Source organism: Sodalis sp. C49 (genome assembly GCF_046352915.1).
Taxonomy (GTDB): domain Bacteria; phylum Pseudomonadota; class Gammaproteobacteria; order Enterobacterales; family Enterobacteriaceae; genus Acerihabitans.
In genome coordinates, this window is sequence record NZ_CP163303.1 from 4,157,551 (window position 1) to 4,173,851 (window position 16,301).

Sequence of the window (16,301 nt, forward strand, 5' to 3'; positions counted from 1 at the left end):
AAACGACGATACATCGATAATATGATACGCATCCGGCAAGCGGCGTGACGCCACGCTCGTCATAGAGAAACGAACACTCGATTGTTTGATTGACAGCCGCGCGGGAAAAAAACGTGACAACTATCAACGCTAATCTCAGGGTAGCAATCCATTCTTTAGCGACATATCGGTATTTTCCTATTTTAATCCCAATTCTTTTCTTTTACTTGCCATGCTATAACTAATTGCATCCGTTTTACCCGGCCTCGCGTTGGCGCAATGGCAGGTAAAGATGGGGTTAGCCGGCGCGGAAACGGCGCCGCTGGCGGGCGGGGGATTTAACGTGGATGCCCTGATCCTGTTGTTTGCGCGCATAGGCGGTTATGCTGTGATATGTATTTTGTCTGCTCGGGACCATTATGGATAAGCATCTGCAAAAACCAAAAATTCATAAAGTTGAAACCGTGGCGCGCTCCCGATTGTTTAATGTAGAAACCGTCGACCTCGAGTTCAGCAATGGGGCGCGGCGGATTTATGAAAGGATGCAGCCGTCCGATCGGGAGGCGGTGATGATCGTACCGATAATCGATGATCATCTGGTGTTGATCCGTGAGTATGCGGTGGGCATTGAGGATTATGAGCTGGGGTTTCCCAAGGGGCTGATTGATCCCGGCGAGGAGATCCTGGAAGCGGCGAACCGGGAACTGATGGAAGAGGTGGGTTTCGGCGCGCGGCGCATGGATATTTTAACCAAGCTGACCATGGCGCCGTCCTATTTTTCCAGCAAAATGAATATCGTGGTGGCGCGGGATCTGTATGCGCAGCAGCGCGAGGGCGATGAGCCCGAACCGTTGCCGCAGGTGCGTTGGCCCATCGATCGCATGATGGAGTTGCTTAATGAGCCGGATTTTCGCGAGGCGCGTAACGTCAGCGCGCTGTTTCTGGCCCATGCGTGGCTGGTGCGGAAATAAAACAACCGGAGTCCGGTTATCCCTTTGGATGCCTGCTTTGAGTGCGGTGTTGGCGGGCATACCGCACCATGGGGCGCTCGGTCGGGCGGGAAAACCACGCCCGATTTGACCCCATTGGCACGCTCTCCCTTAACACGTCTGCTTTGAGCGCGGTGTTGGCGGGCATACCGCGCCATGGGGCGCTCGGTCGGGCGGGAAAACCACGCCCGATTCGACTCATTGGCACGCTCTCCCTTAACACGTCTGCTTTGAGTGCGGTGTTGGCGGGCATACCGCGCCATGGGGCGCTCGGTCGGGCGGGAAAACCACGCCCGATTCGACCCCATTGGCACGCTCTCCCTTAACACGTCTGCTTTGAGCGCGGTGTTGGCGGGCATACCGCGCCATGGGGCGCTCGGTCGGGCGGGAAAACCACGCCCGATTCGACCCCATTGGCACGCTCTCCCTTAACACGTCTGCTTTGGGCGCGGTGTTGGCGGGCCTGCCGTGCCATGGGGCGCTCGGTCGGGCGGGAAAACCACGCCCGATTCGACCCCATTGGCACGCTCTCCCTTAACACGTCTGCTTTGAGCGCGGTGTTGGCGGGCATACCGCGCCATGGGGCGCTCGGTCGGGCGGGAAAACCACGCCCGATTCGACCCCATTGGCACGCTCTCCCTTGACATGTCTGCTTTGAGTGCGGTGTTGGCGGGCCTGCCGTGGCAGGCCGCCGCATTAGAACAGTTCGTGCGATTCGCCGCCGTTATCCGTCACCACGGTACCCACCTCGTGCACCACCCGGTCCCTCGGCTGCGTACCGTCGATAAAGTATTCCTCGCGACTGTTGCCGCCGCCGTCGGAGAGTTTGCCGCTGCTCTTATCGATGCTGACGGTGACGATGCCCGGCGGGGGCGTGACTTTTTGCTCCGGTATTCCTTCCAGCGCGACCTTCATAAAATCATCCCAGGCCGGCTGGGCGCTTTTGGCACCGCCTTCGCCGCCGGAAATCTGATCGCTGATGGCGCCGGACGCCGTGGCCCGGCCCAGGTTGCGGCGATGATCGTCGAAGCCAATCCATACGGTGGTGACGGTTTGCGGGCCGTAGCCTGAGAACCAGGCATCCTTGGAATCGTTGGTGGTACCGGTCTTGCCGCCGATATCATGGCGCTTCAAGTCCTTGCCCGCGCGCCAGCCGGTGCCCATCCAGCCGGGTTCGCCAAAGATGTTGCTGTTAAGCGCGTCGTGGATCAGGAACGCCAGCGGCGTACTGATGACGTGCGGCGCATAAAGCTGGCTGCCGTCAGCGGCCTGTTGCGCCGGGGAAACGGTTTCCAGGCGGGGCATCGGCACGGCGGCGTTATTATCGGGTTGGCGCGACACGGCGACGTTTTCCATGCTGTCATCGGACAGGACGGCGGATTTGTTGGTGTCGCCGTAGATTACCGGCAGGTTGCAGGTGTCGCAGACCACTTTGGGCTTGGCTGCAAACAGAACATGGCCGGCTTCGTCCTCGATGCGGGTAATTAGGTAGGGGTCGACCAGATAACCGCCGTTGGAGAGCACCGAGTACCCGCGCACCATCTGCAGCGGAGTAAACGACGCCGAGCCTAGCGCCAGCGATTCGGTATGCACGATATTCTGCGCGGGAAAACCAAAGCGCAGCAGGTATTCCGCGGCATAATCCACGCCCATGGCGCGCATGGCGCGCACCATCATCACGTTTTTCGATTGCCCCAGCCCCTGGCGCAGGCGGATGGGGCCGTCATAGGTCGGAGGCGAGTTTTTCGGCCGCCAGTCGGCGCCGGCGCCGGCGTCCCAACGGGAAATCGGCACGTCGTTAAGGATGGTGGCCAGGGTCAGCCCTTTATCCATGGCGGCGGTATACAGGAACGGCTTGATATTCGACCCGACCTGCCGCAGCGATTGGGTGACGCGGTTGAATTTGCTCTGGTTGAAATCGAACCCTCCCACCAACGCCTTGACCGCGCCGTCCTGCGGATTGAGGGACACCAGCGCCGAGTTGACGTCGGGCACCTGCGCCAGCCACCAGATATCGCCGACCTTGCGCACCCAAATTTGCTCGCCCGGCTTGACGACGTCCGAGACCTTGCGCGGCAGAGGGCCTTGCAGCGTATCGGTTTTAAACGCTCGCGCCCAACGCACCCCTGCCATCGGCAGGGCGACGCTGCTGCCGTCCGCCATTACGGCGGTGGCCTGTTCGGCGTCGGCCTGCGTTACCACCGCCGGGAACAGCGGTCCGTAAACCGGCAGCGTTTTTAAAGTATCGACGATATGCTTCTGGTCCCAGGCCATTTCACCCACCTTCCACAGCACGTTGCTCGGTCCGCGGTAGCCGTGGCGGATATCGTAATCGAGCACGTTGTTGCGCACGGCGTCCTGCGCCGCCAGCTGTAGTTTTTTGGTGATGGTGGTATAGACCTTATAACCATCGGTATAGGCATTTTCCCCGTAGCGTTTCATCATGTCCTGACGCACCATTTCAGAGACATAAGGCGCCGAAAACGCCATTTGCGGCACGTGATAATTCGCCACCAGATCGCTGTTGCGGGCCTGTTCGAACTGTTCGCGCGTAATGAAGTTTTCATCCAGCATGCGCGACAGCACGAAATTACGCCGCGCCAGCGCCCGATCGTGGGAATAAAGCGGATTGAAGGTCGAGGGCGCTTTCGGCAGGCCGGCAATGACCGCCATCTCGCTCAGGGTCAGCTGGTCGACATTCTTGCCAAAATACACCTGCGCCGCCGCGCCGACGCCATAGGCGCGGTAACCCAGATAAATCTTGTTGAGATACAGCTCGATGATTTCATCTTTCGTCAGCAGCTGCTCGATACGGATGGCCAGGAAAGCTTCTTTGATTTTGCGAATCAACGTCCGCTCTGGGCTGAGGAAGAAATTGCGCGCCAGCTGCTGCGTGATGGTGCTGGCGCCCTGGGACGCATGGCCGGACATCAGCGCGATGGAGGCGGCGCGCATGATGCCCACCGGGTCAACCCCATGGTGCTCATAGAAGCGGCTGTCTTCCGTGGCCACGAACGCGTGGACCAGTTCCGGCGGTATTTGCTGCAGCTTCAGGGGGATACGGCGTTTTTCCCCAAACTGCGCTATCAGCTCACCGTCCGCGCTATAGACCTGCATCGGGGTCTGCAGCCGAATGTCTTTCAGGGTGGCGACGTCAGGCAACTGCGGCTCGATATATTTGTACATGCCAAATATCGAGGCGGCTCCCAACAGAATGCAACACACTGCAAAGATTAAAAAATATTTTACGAACTTCACCTGAGATTTCCCATTTCATGTCATTTGGGCAGTTTATAAACAACCGCGCGCTAGTATAAAGGTAAGCCAGCACGTTGGATACGTACTTTTAATGACGGACGATAACGAATGAGAAGGAGCTCGGCAAACATGGAATTTTGCACCTGGCAAGTGGGATTGGCGTTTGAAAACGGCACCGCGCGGGCGCTGGCGGTGCAGCGGCGGCGCCAGGGCTGGCAGCTTCGCCATTGGTGGCAGCGGCCCATGCCGGAGGGGGCTGAGGGCACGCCGTCCGCCGCCCTGGAGCAACTGTTGGCGGTGTGGCGCAGGCAACTGCCCGGACGCATTTCGTTACGAGTTTGTTTGCCGTCAACCGAGTTTCTGCACCGGCGCATGGCCGCGCCGGACCATCGCCTCGGCGAGCCGGAACGGGAGTGGTATATCACCGCGCAGGCCCGCCGCTATTTCCCCGCCGGCCGTGAAAAGCTGCTGCTCGATTACCGTGACGATCCGCAGGCGCCCGGCACGCTGCTGGTGACCGCAGCCCGGCAGGAGGCCGTGGCGCGGTGGCTATCCTGTCTGGAGCGCGCCGGTCTGGCTCCGCAAGTGCTGGATATCGCGCCCAGCGCCCTGCGCTGCATGGCAAGCGCCGCGGGCCTGGCGCGGGACCGGCTGCTGATCCACGCTGCGCGCACGGGATGGCACTGGGTCTCGCCGCTGGCGCGTCCCCTGGAATTCGGCGTTATCGCCACCGGCGAGGCCGCGGCGCTGCCGGCGGCGCGCGGACTCATCCACCAGCGCTATCCTGATGCCTGCGGCAGGGGCGAGCCGGTCTATATCAGCAGCGACGCCATCTGCCCGCCGCAGACGGATGCCCTGCAATGGTCGCCATTTGCCGCCCTGTGGCAGGCGCATCCCCCGCTACCGGCGTGGCCGGCGGCATTCGCCATCGCGGGCGGGCTGGCCGTGCGCCGCGGCGATGAATAATGTATCAGGTCAACTTGCTGCCGTGGCGGCGCCAACGCCGGCGGCGGCGCGCAAGAATCATGTCCCTGGCGCTGGCGGTCGAACTGCTGCTGGCCTCCGGTCTGCTGGGCCTGCAGGCGCGGCGCGGCCATGAACAGCTCGCCGAGCTTGGCGCACTGCTCTCACAGTGGCAACAGCGCGAAAAACAAATCCGCGGGCAGCGGCAGCGGATGGAGCGTCTGCTGGAACGGCGGCAAGAGCTGGAAAACAAGCTGCGCGGCCGGCGCCGGGCCAACGCCGGCAACCAGCGCTACCGGCAACTGCTGGATCAACTGCCGGGCCTGCTGCCGCCGGGATTGTGGTTAACCCGGCTGCGGCTGTGCGGCACAGAAGTACATATAAGCGGCTGCAGCGAGCGCTATGCGCATATTAGCACGGCGGACCGCCTGCTTTCCCGGCATCCTCGGTTCGCTTCCATACGCTGGCGACGAATCGAACAACAGGAAAACGGCCGCTTCAGCTTTGAGTTACAGGCGGCGTGGCCCGCCGGGGCGGCGGATGATGCCGGACGCTGAGGGCGGGTTCGGCCGCTGGATGGAGCGCCCCTGGCGCGCGCTGGCCCTGGCGCAGATCATCGTGGGCGTTTACGTCGCGCTGGGGATTTTGCTGGTCGTGCGCCCTGGACAGGACGCGGCGGAGTTGCTGCGCCAGGATATCGGCCATTGCAAAACCGTGGTGGCTGGGCAGGAACGGGCGCAGGCCGGCTTACCCGCTCCGGAACGCCTGGAAGCCGATATCCTGCGCTTACGCCGCCCCGTCGACGCCGGCGAAAAAATGCGCGGGGATCCGGCCGCCTTGGCCGCCGTTATCCCTCCGGGCCGGGGGAAGAACCTCACCTGGCGGGCGTTTGGCGCCGCCGGCGACCGGCAGCACGTTTTCGAACGCTGGCAACTGGTGGTAACCACGGACTATGCGCAACTGCGGCGCATGCTGCGCCATCTCTGCGACCTGCGGGGAGCACTCCCCCTGGAAACCCTTACCGTCAGGCGCCGGGGCGGGTTGCTGGAGGCGGAGCTTATCCTGTCTGCCGCGCCCGGGACGGAAACGAAAAACGGGCGGCGGGAAAAGGCGCCGGGGGAGGCGGGGGACGATGACGAGGAGGCCGGTAACGACGGGGCCACGGCGGTAGATTACCGGGAGACGGCGTCCAGCCCGGGTTTGGCGGCGGAGGACCAGGAGAGGAGAGAGGCAACGGACGATGAACGGCCGCAGGAGCGCGATCCTTTTCAACCGGCGCCGCACGTTCAGCCGGGTCACGCCGGTCGGCCTGCCGCGGACGGCCGGATCGATCGGATAAAAGGGAAGGTGGGCGCGGGAGAGCGCTGGTTATTCTGGACCGTTGACGATCAGGGGCGCTGGCGCCGGTGCGGAACAACACGCACTGCGGCCAGGAAAGATCAGGAAGATCAGAAAGATCAGGAGGATCATAATGGAGTCACCCGATAAAAAGGACGAGGCACAATGAAAGGACACGCGCGGATGGTGGGGTTGATCTTGTGTTTGCTGACGGTTGGATGGCGGGACGTCACGCTGGCCGGACGGACGGCGGGCGGCGACGGCAAACCGGTGACGCTGGTATTTGACGACGCGCCGATACCGCAGGTGCTGCGCGCCCTGGCGGAACATCAGCGCCTGAATCTGGTTATTGCCCCGGACATCAAAGGCAATATCAGCCTTAATCTGCACAATGTGTCCTGGCTACAGGCGGTGGATCTGATCGCGCGCACTGGCCGCCTGCGCCTGGAGCGCCAGGATGACGCGCTGATGGTGTTCCCCGCGCGGCGGGGCGAGGCGGACGGGCCGCCGGGTGAAACTCCTTTGCGCAACCAGTTGGTGACGCTGGAGCACGCCGATGCCGGCGAGGTGGCGAAAAGCATCGGCTCGATGCGCGGCGCCCTGATGTCCCCGCGTGGCAGCGTGATGCTGGATAAACGCACTAATTCCCTGGTGCTGCGCGATACCGACGCGGCATTGTCTGCGCTTACCGGCTGGATAAAAATCTGGGATCTGCCGCTGGAGCAAGTGATGATCACCGCCCATATCGTTACCATCAGCCGGGATAACCTGCGGGAAATCGGGGTAAAGTGGCAGCAAGGCGGCGGCACATCGCCTTGCGCCACGCGCCTGGGGGTCGATCTGCCCCTGAGTGAGCATTACGCCAGCATGGGGTTTCGCCTGGCGCGCCTCAGCGGCCGGCTGCTTGAACTGGAACTGACCGCGCTGGAGCAGGAAAACAAAGTGGATATCCTGGCCAGCCCCCGCCTCTATACCGCGCATCAGCAAACCGCCAGCATCAAGCAGGGCACCGAGATTCCCTACCAGGTGGCGAACGGTAAAAATAAATCACCGGCCATTCAGTTCAAAGAGGCGGTACTGAGCATGGAAGTCACCCCTAAAATACTGCGCAACGGCAAAGTAACCCTCAATTTGCGCCTGAGCCAGAACGTGCCGGGGCGGGTAATCAAACAAGGGGAAAATGAGAGTGTTTCCATCGATATGGAGGAAATCAAGACCCAGGTGACCATTGCTGACGGCGAAACCATTGTTTTAGGAGGTATTTTTCAACATCAAAAACATCAAACCCATGATAGGGTACCGCTTTTGGCGGAGATTCCGCTGCTCGGCCAGCTGTTCAAACGCCAGCGTGCGCACTATAAACAGCGTGAACTGGTTATTTTTATTACGCCGACCCGCATAACGGGGTAAACTTGATTGCCTCAATTTGGGCAAAATTGCGGTTTTAGCAACAAATTATGCGTTTTTTTCGCGTTCGATTTGACGCTGTGCACAATTTCGCTTACAAGGGTAACCCATTGAGCATCGCTGTTTTTGCGTCACCTGTAATTACGATAGAGATATCGGAATTCCTCCTTGCGGTGTGAGCATCGATTTAATCGGTTGCCAAACTACCCCGAGTGTTGAGATAATTTTTCGTCTGATTCTCGCACTATCGCTCATGAGGTTTCAGTTTAGGTCCCGCCGCTGATTTGATTGGCGGGGCGGGTTGTCATTAACGAATAATCTTAGTAATACCGAAAAACATGGCAGAGAAACGCAATATCTTTCTGGTTGGGCCTATGGGTGCCGGCAAAAGCACTATTGGGCGTCAGTTGGCTCAACAACTTAATATGGAGTTTTTCGATTCTGATCAAGAGATTGAGCGACGCACCGGAGCTGATGTAGGCTGGGTATTCGACGTGGAAGGCGAAGACGGCTTTCGCGATCGTGAAGAAAAAGTCATTAACGAACTTACCGAGAAACAAGGGATCGTATTGGCTACAGGTGGTGGTTCAGTAAAGTCACGTGAAACACGTAACCGCCTTTCTGCCCGTGGTGTGGTCGTTTATCTTGAGACCACCATTGAAAAACAGCTGGCCAGAACCCAGCGTGATAAAAAACGACCCTTGCTACAGGTTGAAGCCCCGCCGCGTGAAGTACTGGAAGCGCTGGCCCGGGAACGCAACCCTTTGTATGAAGAAATTGCGGATGTCACCATCCGTACCGACGAACAAAGTGCTAAAGTTGTCGCCAACCAGATTATCAATATGCTGGAAAGCAACTGATTTAGTGTGTAACGAGATGCCGAAAAGGTCTTAAGCACCCCATGGAGAGGATTACGGTAACATTAGGGGAGCGCAGCTACCCGATTACGATAGCGGCCGGGTTATTCAACGACCCGGCTTCTTTCATGCCGCTTAAAAGCGGCGATCACGTGATGGTGGTGACCAACGAAACGCTGGCGCCGCTTTACCTGCACTCTGTCCGCACGGTGCTGGAAAGCGCCGGGGTCATCGTCGACCAGGTCATTCTGCCCGACGGCGAGCAATACAAATCCCTGGCCGTATTGGATCAGGTTTTCACCGCGCTGCTGAAAAAACCCCATGGCCGCGATACCACGCTTATTGCGCTCGGCGGCGGCGTCATCGGCGATCTGACCGGCTTTGCCGCCGCCAGTTATCAGCGCGGCGTGCGCTTTATCCAGGTTCCCACTACGCTGCTTTCCCAGGTCGATTCATCGGTGGGCGGTAAAACGGCGGTTAACCACCCTCTCGGTAAGAACATGATCGGCGCGTTTTACCAGCCGGCATCCGTAGTTATCGATCTCGACTGCCTTAAAACCCTGCCGGCGCGCGAATTGTCCTCAGGACTGGCCGAAGTCATCAAATACGGCATCATTCTGGACGAGGCTTTTTTTGGCTGGCTGGAAAATCATCTTGACGATGTGCTGGCGCTTGAGCCCGACGCGTTGTCCTATTGCCTGCGGCGCTGCTGCGAACTGAAAGCGGCGGTGGTCGCCGCGGATGAACGTGAAAATGGTCAGCGGGCTTTGCTCAATTTAGGCCATACTTATGGGCATGCCATCGAAACCCATATGGGCTACGGCGTCTGGCTGCACGGCGAGGCCGTGTCGGCGGGCATCATGATGGCGGCGCATACCGCCCGTCGTTTAGGGCAGTTCAGTATGGATGAGATTGGTCGCGTGCGGGCGTTGTTGACGCGCGCGGGCTTGCCGGTGGCCGGACCGAAAGAAATGGCCCCGGCGGATTACCTGCCCCATATGATGCGGGATAAAAAAGTGGTTTCCGGTCAATTACGGTTAGTGCTGCCGCGCTCAATAGGCCAGGCGGAAGTGCGTACCGGTGTAGCAAATGATATCGTATTGGCATCAATCGCCGATTGCCAGGCTTGAGTCAGGGCCGTTCCCCTTATCCCGCGAGCGGGAAAGGGGGGATGAGTTTGATTTAATCGCATTAACCCTCCCCACGACCCCCGGGCCGTGCGGAAATTATCTCTCAGTTGGAGAGTTTTAGATGGATGAGTTCAAGTCGGAAGACGAACTGAGACCCGATAGCAGCGATCGCCGCCCACCCCGTCAACGGAAAGGTCCATCAGTTCCCAAAGTGGCCATGTCCAAACAGCATCTGATGATAGGCATTGGCATCCTGGTGCTGCTGCTATTGGTTATTGCCATCGGTTCGGCGTTAAAGGCGCCTACCCAGATGGACGCTAACCAGCAAAATCCGAACGTGGCGGAAAAGAGCATCGAACTGCCCGGTACGGCAAATACCGCGACCAACGATCTCAAACCCGTGCCGGACAGCGCCAACCCCGACGTCAATAGCCCAGGCAGTACGCCCGCGGCCAACGGCACCGTGAACGGCGGCAACGGCAATACCGCCGGTACGGTGAACGGCAGCAACGGCACCGCCCAGCAGCCGCAGACGCTCAACGCGCCGCCGGTTGCCGCCGCGCCGACCCAGGCGCCGCCGTCAGCCGACGGCAATCCGCAGCACCGCATCGATCTGCCGGGCAATATGGCGGACGCGCTGTCACAGCAAGGGGATCGGGTTAACGGCGTGACCCAGCAAGTCAACGGCGACCAGCCGGCCTCGACGCTGCCGACCGCACCGGCCACGGTGGCCCCGGCGGGCAGGGAACCTGCCGCCAAGGCGACCAAACCCGCGTCCGCCGCGCATAAAGCGCCGAAGACGACCGCCATGGTCCCCAGCGCCAAAAATTCGGCGCCAACGCATAACGCCAAGGCGCCCGCCGCCGTCCAGCGTGCGCCGGCCGTGGCCGCGCCGCAGCCCACGGCAGCACCCACCCGCCATACCATGGTGATTGAACCCGCCACGCGCGCTCCCGCCGCCGCCGCGCAGCGCGCGCCGGCAGCTACAGCGGCACCGGTAGCCACGTCGGCACCAGCCGCCGCGGCCGCCCCCGCCAGTGCCGGTGGTTCAATCCAAACCGCCCCGGCGGGGTATTACACCGTGCAAATCAGCAGCGCTTCCCAGGCCACTACGCTTAACGCCTATGCCAAGAAGCAGCAGTTGGGCCAGTATTGGGTGTATGAGACCCGCCGTGACGGCAAGCCCTGGTATGTGCTGGTGAGCGGGGTCTACCCGACATCAGCCCAGGCCAAAAGCGCGGTGGCGCAATTACCGGCCGATATACAGGCTAAAAAACCGTGGGCCAGGGAAATCGGCCAGGTCAAGCAGGATCAAAACAAATAAGTTCCTGAATTTAACCTGATGTATGGGTCCTAAACAGAGTACAATCCGCGGCTCTTGAGAGTGTGTGAGTAACAATCGACGGCATGAAGAAGAACCGCGCGTTTTTGAAATGGGCTGGCGGTAAATATCCGCTAATAGAAGATATCCGCCGCCATTTACCCGCGGGGGATTGCCTGATCGAGCCCTTTGTCGGCGCGGGGTCGGTATTTTTGAATACCGACTACGAGAAGTACATCCTTGCTGATATCAATAGCGATCTCATCAATCTGTACAACATCGTCAAAGAACGCACCAGTGAATTTATCGGCGACGCCCGGCTGATGTTTAACGCCGAGACCAATACGTCGCAGGTGTATTATCTGCTGCGCAGCGAATTTAACCTCTGTACCGATGCTTATCGGCGGGCGGTGCTGTTTCTTTATCTCAATCGCCATTGTTATAACGGCCTGTGCCGTTATAACCTGAGCGGCGAGTTCAACGTGCCTTTCGGCCGCTACAAAAAACCCTATTTCCCGGAAAACGAACTCAACTGGTTTGCAGAGAAAGCCCAGCAGGCGGTTTTTGTCTGTGAACATTATCAGCAGACCCTGCATAAAGCGGCGCCGGGATCTGTGGTGTACTGCGATCCGCCGTATGTGCCGTTGTCGACCACGGCCAATTTTACGGCGTACCATACGAATAGTTTCAATAACCTTGAGCAGCAGAACCTGGCGCGGATAGCCTACCGGCTGGCCAGCGAAGCGCAGGTGCCGGTACTGATTTCCAACCATGACACTCTGCTGACGCGGGAGTGGTATTGCGACGCGGTGCTGCATGTGGTGAAAGGCCGGCGCACCATCAGCCGCAATATCCTTGGCCGCATCAAGGTGAACGAGCTGCTGGCGCTGTATGATTATGCTGACCGCTCCGGCGCCATTGACTGACCATTAATGATTGGAGACGCGGATGAAAAATTTTTTAATCGCCCCATCCATCCTTTCGGCGGATTTTGCCCGTCTGGGCGAAGACACCGCCCGGGTATTGGCCGCCGGCGGCGATGTGGTTCACTTCGATGTGATGGATAACCACTACGTACCCAACCTCACCATGGGGCCGATGGTTCTCAAGGCCCTGCGCGACTTCGGCATCACCGCCCCCATCGACGTCCATTTGATGGTCAAGCCCGTCGATCGCCTGATTCCCGATTTTGCCGCCGCAGGCGCCAGTTACATCACTTTTCATCCCGAAGCCTCGGAACATGTCCACCGCTCGCTGCAGCTGATCAAATCCCACGGCTGCAAGGCCGGCCTGGTGCTTAACCCGGCAACGCCGCTCAGTTACCTGGATTATGTCATGGACCAGCTCGATATTATCCTGCTGATGTCGGTTAATCCCGGTTTCGGCGGCCAGTCGTTTATTCCCGGCACTCTCGACAAGCTGCGCCAGGTGCGCCGGCTGATTGACGACAGCGGTCGCGATATTCGCCTGGAAGTGGATGGCGGCGTCAAAGTCGATAATATCGGCGCCATCGCCGCCGCCGGCGCGGATATGTTTGTCGCCGGCTCGGCGATCTTCGGCCATCCCGACTACCGGGCCATTATCGACGCCATGCGTCGCGAGCTGGGCGCCAGCCGTCCTGAGCCGGATAACACCAGACCCGGGGATAGCCGCCTTGAGCGAAAAAACAGCCATGAGTAAGCTTTGCAACATCCGCGGACTGGCCTTCGACCTTGATGGCACCTTAACCGATACCGCCCCGGGGCTCAGCAGCGCGCTCGATCAGGCTCTCCAGGCACAGGGACTTCCGCCCGCGGGGCAGACGCTGATTTCCACCTGGATAGGCAATGGCGCCGACGTTTTAGTCGAACGCGCCCTGATTTGGGCCGGCGCCTCGCCCGAACCCGCGCTGTGCCGCGAGACGCGCGTGCTGTTCGACCAGTTTTACGCCCAGACCGTTGAGCAGGGCAGCCGGCTGTTCCCGCAGGTAAAAGACACGCTGGCCCGTCTGGCCGCCCACGGCCTGCCCATGGCGGTGGTGACCAACAAACCCACGCCTTTTGTCGCGCCGCTGCTGGCATCGCTGGGTATCGACAGCTATTTTTCGCTGCTGATCGGCGGGGATGACGTGGCGGCGAAAAAACCGCACCCGGCGCCCATCTACCTGGTATTGGGCAAACTGGGACTCTACGTTGAGGAACTGCTGTTTGTCGGCGATTCGCGCAATGATATCATTGCGGCCAAAGCCGCCGGCTGCCCCTGCGTCGGCATGACGTACGGTTATAACTATGGCGAAACGATCGAAACGAGCCATCCGGATTATGTCCTGGACCGTTTTGCCGATCTCCTGCCCATCCTTGGGTTGTCATCTACAGATAATCAGGAAGCGTAAAATGAGTAAACCCATCGTATTCAGCGGCGCGCAGCCCTCAGGCGAATTGACCATTGGCAATTATATGGGTGCGCTGCGTCAGTGGGTTACCATGCAGGATGATTACGACTGTATTTATTGCATCGTCGATCTGCATGCCATCACCGCGCGCCAGGATGCGCAGAAACTACGCAACGCCACCCTGGACCTGCTGGCGATGTACCTGGCCTGCGGCATCGACCCGGAAAAAAGCACCATCTTTGTGCAGTCCCATGTGCCGGAACACACGCAGCTGGGCTGGCTGCTCAACTGCTACACCTATTTCGGCGAGCTGAGCCGCATGACCCAGTTCAAGGACAAATCGGCCCGTTACGCCGATAACATTAACGCCGGCCTGTTCGATTATCCGGTGCTGATGGCGGCTGATATCCTGCTCTACCAGACCAACCAGGTGCCGGTGGGCGACGATCAGAAGCAGCATCTGGAGCTGACGCGGGATATCGTCCAGCGTTTTAACGCGCTCTATGGGCCTATCTTTACCTTGCCCGACCCCTTTATTCCCAAATCCGGCGCCCGGGTGATGTCGCTGCTCGATCCGAGCAAAAAAATGTCCAAGTCGGATGACAATCGCAACAACGTGATTACGCTGCTCGAAGATCCAAAATCGGCGGCGAAGAAACTGAAACGCGCCCTGACCGATTCGGAAGAGCCGCCGGTGGTGCGCTACGACCCCGTAGCCAAACCCGGGGTGTCGAACCTGCTCGATATCCTCGCGGGCGTCACCGGCAAATCCATTATTGCCCTGGAACATGAATTCGAAGGCCAGATGTACGGCCACCTGAAAGGGGCGGTGGCGGACGCCGTGTCCGGCATGCTCACCGATCTGCAGGCGCGTTATCGCCATTTTCGCGCGGATGATGCCCTGCTTAACCAGATTATGCGCGACGGCGCGGCCAAGGCGAGCGCGCGCGCGCAGCAGACCCTGCGCCAGGTGTACCAGGCCGTGGGATTTGTCGCCCGCCCGTAGTTGAGCATTGCTCGCGCCGGCTAAAAACAGCGGCGCTTGGCTAGACTTGGGCCTTGCGGTGGTTATCAATGGTCAGGCGCACGCGGTTGGCGCGACAGAACAGGTCCGAGCAATGCACCGGTCGCCCCTGCCGGTCATAGGCAATCTTGCTGATGCGAAACAGTGGTTCTCCCAGCTCGCACTGCAGGCGCCGGGCTTCGCTTTTGGTGGCGTGAAAAATATCGATCACTTTTTTATCGCTGACCACCTGGGTTTGGTAGCGCTCCTGCAGCAGATGGTAGGTGGAGGTGCCCGGCAGGTACTGTTGGTCAAACTGCGGATATCGTGCCAGCGGTATATAGGAGTAGTCGATAAACAGCGGCTCCTCCTCCAGATACATCACTCGCACCAATTTGAAAATTTGGCTGTCGGCGTCGATTTCCAGCCGGCTGCTGAAATCCCCTGCGGGGATAAGCTCACGCTTCACCACCTCCTCGCGCGGTTCCTTGCCCTGCAATACGCCGAAATCGGTAAATCCGCTTACCGTGAGCAACTCGTTTTCGACTTTTTTGCTCTGCACAAAGGTGCCTTTACCCTGCCAGCGGATCAGCACGCCGTCTTTTACCAAATCGGTAATAGCTTTGCGGATGGTTATCCGGCTGACGTCATAGAGTATGCACAACTCGTTTTCGGTGGGAATCTGCTGGTTGGGGCGGTAAACGCCCTGCTCGATATCATCAAGGATACGTTGCCTGACGGTGGCATACAGTAACTGGTGTGAATAGCGCTCCTGGCCCGGCATGTAGCAACCTTACAAAAATAACGACATAGGGCGATTATAGGGTGTTTTGACGGCCGGAACCAAGCAGCCTGTGTTAATGCGCCGGCGTCCCTGCCCGCGCATGCCGTATATCGCCTACCAGGCGCCCGGATATTGAATGGTGAGCGCCGCGCTTTCCGTGCCCTGGCGCATCGCTGCGTCAATGGACCCCTCCTGCGCGACGGCGCACAGGAACCCGGCGATAAAAGCGTCGCCGGCGCCCATCGTGTCCACCACCTTCACGGGCAGGATGCCGTGCCGGTAAAATTGCCGGCCGTCAAAGGCCAGGCTGCCGTTGGCGCCCAGGGTGGCGATGGCGGTCCGCGCGCCGGCGCAAACAATGTTTTTCAGCCTGTCACGCACGACGGGGGTATCATCGTCTGCCGAAGCGAAGGCATAGTCCAGCTCGGCGGGCAACGTTCGCCACAGGGGGCTGTCCCATTTATCGGCAAAATCAAACGAGAGTATCCTGCCGCTGCGCCGGAGCCGGGGATAATACTGTTCAACCCGTCCCCATATGCCGGCGTGCACCAGATCAAACCGTTGTATCCAGCCGATATCGCCTTCGTCCAGATCAAAATCGGCCATCACGCCTTCGATATAATCGCCCAGCACCCGTTCGTTATCATTTACGGTTACGAAAGTCTGCGCGGTAACGCCATGCCTGACATGCACATGGGAAATATCCACGCCTTTAACCGCCAGTTCCCGGCGCAATAATTGTCCATAGTCGTCGCTGCCCACCCAGCCGATATAAGCGGGGCGCATACCGTAGCGCGTGGCGTAGACTGCGACGTTTACCGCGTTGCCGCCGGGAAAGGCTTTCTGCAGCGCCGGGTAAACATCCACGCAGTTATCCCCAAGCGTAATTATTGTTTTCATC

At 59.6% G+C, this 16,301-nt stretch carries 15 protein-coding genes; 12 read left to right on the forward strand and 3 right to left on the reverse strand.

From position 1 onward, the window contains the following. Positions 1-398 precede the first annotated feature (398 nt). Positions 399-950 (forward strand): ADP compounds hydrolase NudE, encoded by a 552-nt coding sequence (nudE, locus tag ABUK12_RS18610; RefSeq protein ID WP_410013231.1) that lies wholly within the window; start codon positions 399-401, stop codon positions 948-950. Between the two features lie 714 nt (positions 951-1,664). On the opposite strand, the gene mrcA is transcribed toward nudE, so the two are convergent. Beyond that, the gene (gene mrcA, locus ABUK12_RS18615) at positions 1,665-4,226 is read right to left on the reverse strand and encodes a peptidoglycan glycosyltransferase/peptidoglycan DD-transpeptidase MrcA (RefSeq protein WP_410013232.1); all 2,562 of its coding nucleotides are present in this window, start codon (positions 4,224-4,226) and stop codon (positions 1,665-1,667) included. A 129-nt stretch (positions 4,227-4,355) separates the two neighbouring features. On the opposite strand from mrcA, the gene pilM reads away from it, so the two are divergent. The 11 genes from pilM to trpS all read left to right on the forward strand — a co-directional run bounded on the left by pilM (position 4,356) and on the right by trpS (position 14,619). Further along, entirely contained in the window at positions 4,356-5,192 is an 837-nt protein-coding gene (gene pilM, locus ABUK12_RS18620; protein ID WP_410013233.1) for a pilus assembly protein PilM, read from the forward strand. After that, entirely contained in the window at positions 5,192-5,746 is a 555-nt protein-coding gene (locus ABUK12_RS18625) for a PilN domain-containing protein (protein WP_410013234.1), read from the forward strand. Before pilM ends, ABUK12_RS18625 begins: the two co-directional genes overlap by 1 nt. Beyond that, complete coding sequence (locus tag ABUK12_RS18630; protein WP_410013235.1) at positions 5,730-6,677, forward strand: hypothetical protein; 948 nt, start codon at positions 5,730-5,732, stop codon at positions 6,675-6,677. The genes ABUK12_RS18625 and ABUK12_RS18630 overlap by 17 nt, the downstream gene beginning before the upstream one ends. A gap of 15 nt (positions 6,678-6,692) precedes the next feature. Further along, positions 6,693-7,937, forward strand: coding sequence for a type IV pilus secretin PilQ (gene pilQ, locus ABUK12_RS18635; RefSeq protein ID WP_410013236.1), 1,245 nt, complete (start codon positions 6,693-6,695; stop codon positions 7,935-7,937). Between the two features lie 335 nt (positions 7,938-8,272). Further along, positions 8,273-8,794 carry a shikimate kinase AroK gene (gene aroK, locus ABUK12_RS18640; protein WP_131866394.1) on the forward strand — a complete coding sequence of 174 codons (522 nt, stop codon included), beginning with the start codon at positions 8,273-8,275 and terminating at the stop codon, positions 8,792-8,794. A gap of 41 nt (positions 8,795-8,835) precedes the next feature. Then, positions 8,836-9,921: a 3-dehydroquinate synthase gene (gene aroB, locus ABUK12_RS18645; RefSeq protein ID WP_410013237.1), complete on the forward strand. Its 1,086-nt coding sequence runs from the start codon at positions 8,836-8,838 to the stop codon at positions 9,919-9,921. Positions 9,922-10,138: 217 nt separating this feature from the next. Continuing rightward, the gene (locus ABUK12_RS18650) at positions 10,139-11,245 is read left to right on the forward strand and encodes an SPOR domain-containing protein (protein WP_410013238.1); all 1,107 of its coding nucleotides are present in this window, start codon (positions 10,139-10,141) and stop codon (positions 11,243-11,245) included. An 83-nt stretch (positions 11,246-11,328) separates the two neighbouring features. Further along, the gene (dam, locus tag ABUK12_RS18655) at positions 11,329-12,168 is read left to right on the forward strand and encodes an adenine-specific DNA-methyltransferase (RefSeq protein ID WP_410013239.1); all 840 of its coding nucleotides are present in this window, start codon (positions 11,329-11,331) and stop codon (positions 12,166-12,168) included. Positions 12,169-12,190: 22 nt separating this feature from the next. Continuing rightward, positions 12,191-12,922 (forward strand): ribulose-phosphate 3-epimerase, encoded by a 732-nt coding sequence (gene rpe, locus ABUK12_RS18660; protein ID WP_410013240.1) that lies wholly within the window; start codon positions 12,191-12,193, stop codon positions 12,920-12,922. Continuing rightward, on the forward strand, positions 12,915-13,613 hold the full coding sequence (locus ABUK12_RS18665; protein ID WP_410016710.1) for a phosphoglycolate phosphatase: 699 nt from the start codon (positions 12,915-12,917) through the stop codon (positions 13,611-13,613). Before rpe ends, ABUK12_RS18665 begins: the two co-directional genes overlap by 8 nt. A gap of 1 nt (position 13,614) precedes the next feature. Next, on the forward strand, positions 13,615-14,619 hold the full coding sequence (gene trpS, locus ABUK12_RS18670; protein ID WP_410013241.1) for a tryptophan--tRNA ligase: 1,005 nt from the start codon (positions 13,615-13,617) through the stop codon (positions 14,617-14,619). Between the two features lie 40 nt (positions 14,620-14,659). On the opposite strand, the gene ABUK12_RS18675 is transcribed toward trpS, so the two are convergent. After that, positions 14,660-15,400: a GntR family transcriptional regulator gene (locus ABUK12_RS18675; protein ID WP_410013242.1), complete on the reverse strand. Its 741-nt coding sequence runs from the start codon at positions 15,398-15,400 to the stop codon at positions 14,660-14,662. A gap of 114 nt (positions 15,401-15,514) precedes the next feature. Next, positions 15,515-16,300, reverse strand: a complete 786-nt coding sequence (gene frlD / locus ABUK12_RS18680) for a fructoselysine 6-kinase (RefSeq protein ID WP_410013243.1) — start codon at positions 16,298-16,300, stop codon at positions 15,515-15,517. Between the last annotated feature and the right edge of the window lies 1 nt (position 16,301).

Coding starts and splice junctions, on each gene's coding strand:
- nudE (WP_410013231.1), top strand. CDS start 399: ATGGATAAGCATCTGCAAAAACCAAAAATTCATAAAGTTGAAACCGTG.
- pilM (WP_410013233.1), top strand. CDS start 4,356: ATGGAATTTTGCACCTGGCAAGTGGGATTGGCGTTTGAAAACGGCACC.
- ABUK12_RS18625 (WP_410013234.1), top strand. CDS start 5,192: ATGTATCAGGTCAACTTGCTGCCGTGGCGGCGCCAACGCCGGCGGCGG.
- ABUK12_RS18630 (WP_410013235.1), top strand. CDS start 5,730: ATGATGCCGGACGCTGAGGGCGGGTTCGGCCGCTGGATGGAGCGCCCC.
- pilQ (WP_410013236.1), top strand. CDS start 6,693: ATGAAAGGACACGCGCGGATGGTGGGGTTGATCTTGTGTTTGCTGACG.
- aroK (WP_131866394.1), top strand. CDS start 8,273: ATGGCAGAGAAACGCAATATCTTTCTGGTTGGGCCTATGGGTGCCGGC.
- aroB (WP_410013237.1), top strand. CDS start 8,836: ATGGAGAGGATTACGGTAACATTAGGGGAGCGCAGCTACCCGATTACG.
- ABUK12_RS18650 (WP_410013238.1), top strand. CDS start 10,139: ATGTCCAAACAGCATCTGATGATAGGCATTGGCATCCTGGTGCTGCTG.
- dam (WP_410013239.1), top strand. CDS start 11,329: ATGAAGAAGAACCGCGCGTTTTTGAAATGGGCTGGCGGTAAATATCCG.
- rpe (WP_410013240.1), top strand. CDS start 12,191: ATGAAAAATTTTTTAATCGCCCCATCCATCCTTTCGGCGGATTTTGCC.
- ABUK12_RS18665 (WP_410016710.1), top strand. CDS start 12,915: ATGAGTAAGCTTTGCAACATCCGCGGACTGGCCTTCGACCTTGATGGC.
- trpS (WP_410013241.1), top strand. CDS start 13,615: ATGAGTAAACCCATCGTATTCAGCGGCGCGCAGCCCTCAGGCGAATTG.
- ABUK12_RS18675 (WP_410013242.1), bottom strand. CDS start 15,400: ATGCCGGGCCAGGAGCGCTATTCACACCAGTTACTGTATGCCACCGTC.
- frlD (WP_410013243.1), bottom strand. CDS start 16,300: ATGAAAACAATAATTACGCTTGGGGATAACTGCGTGGATGTTTACCCG.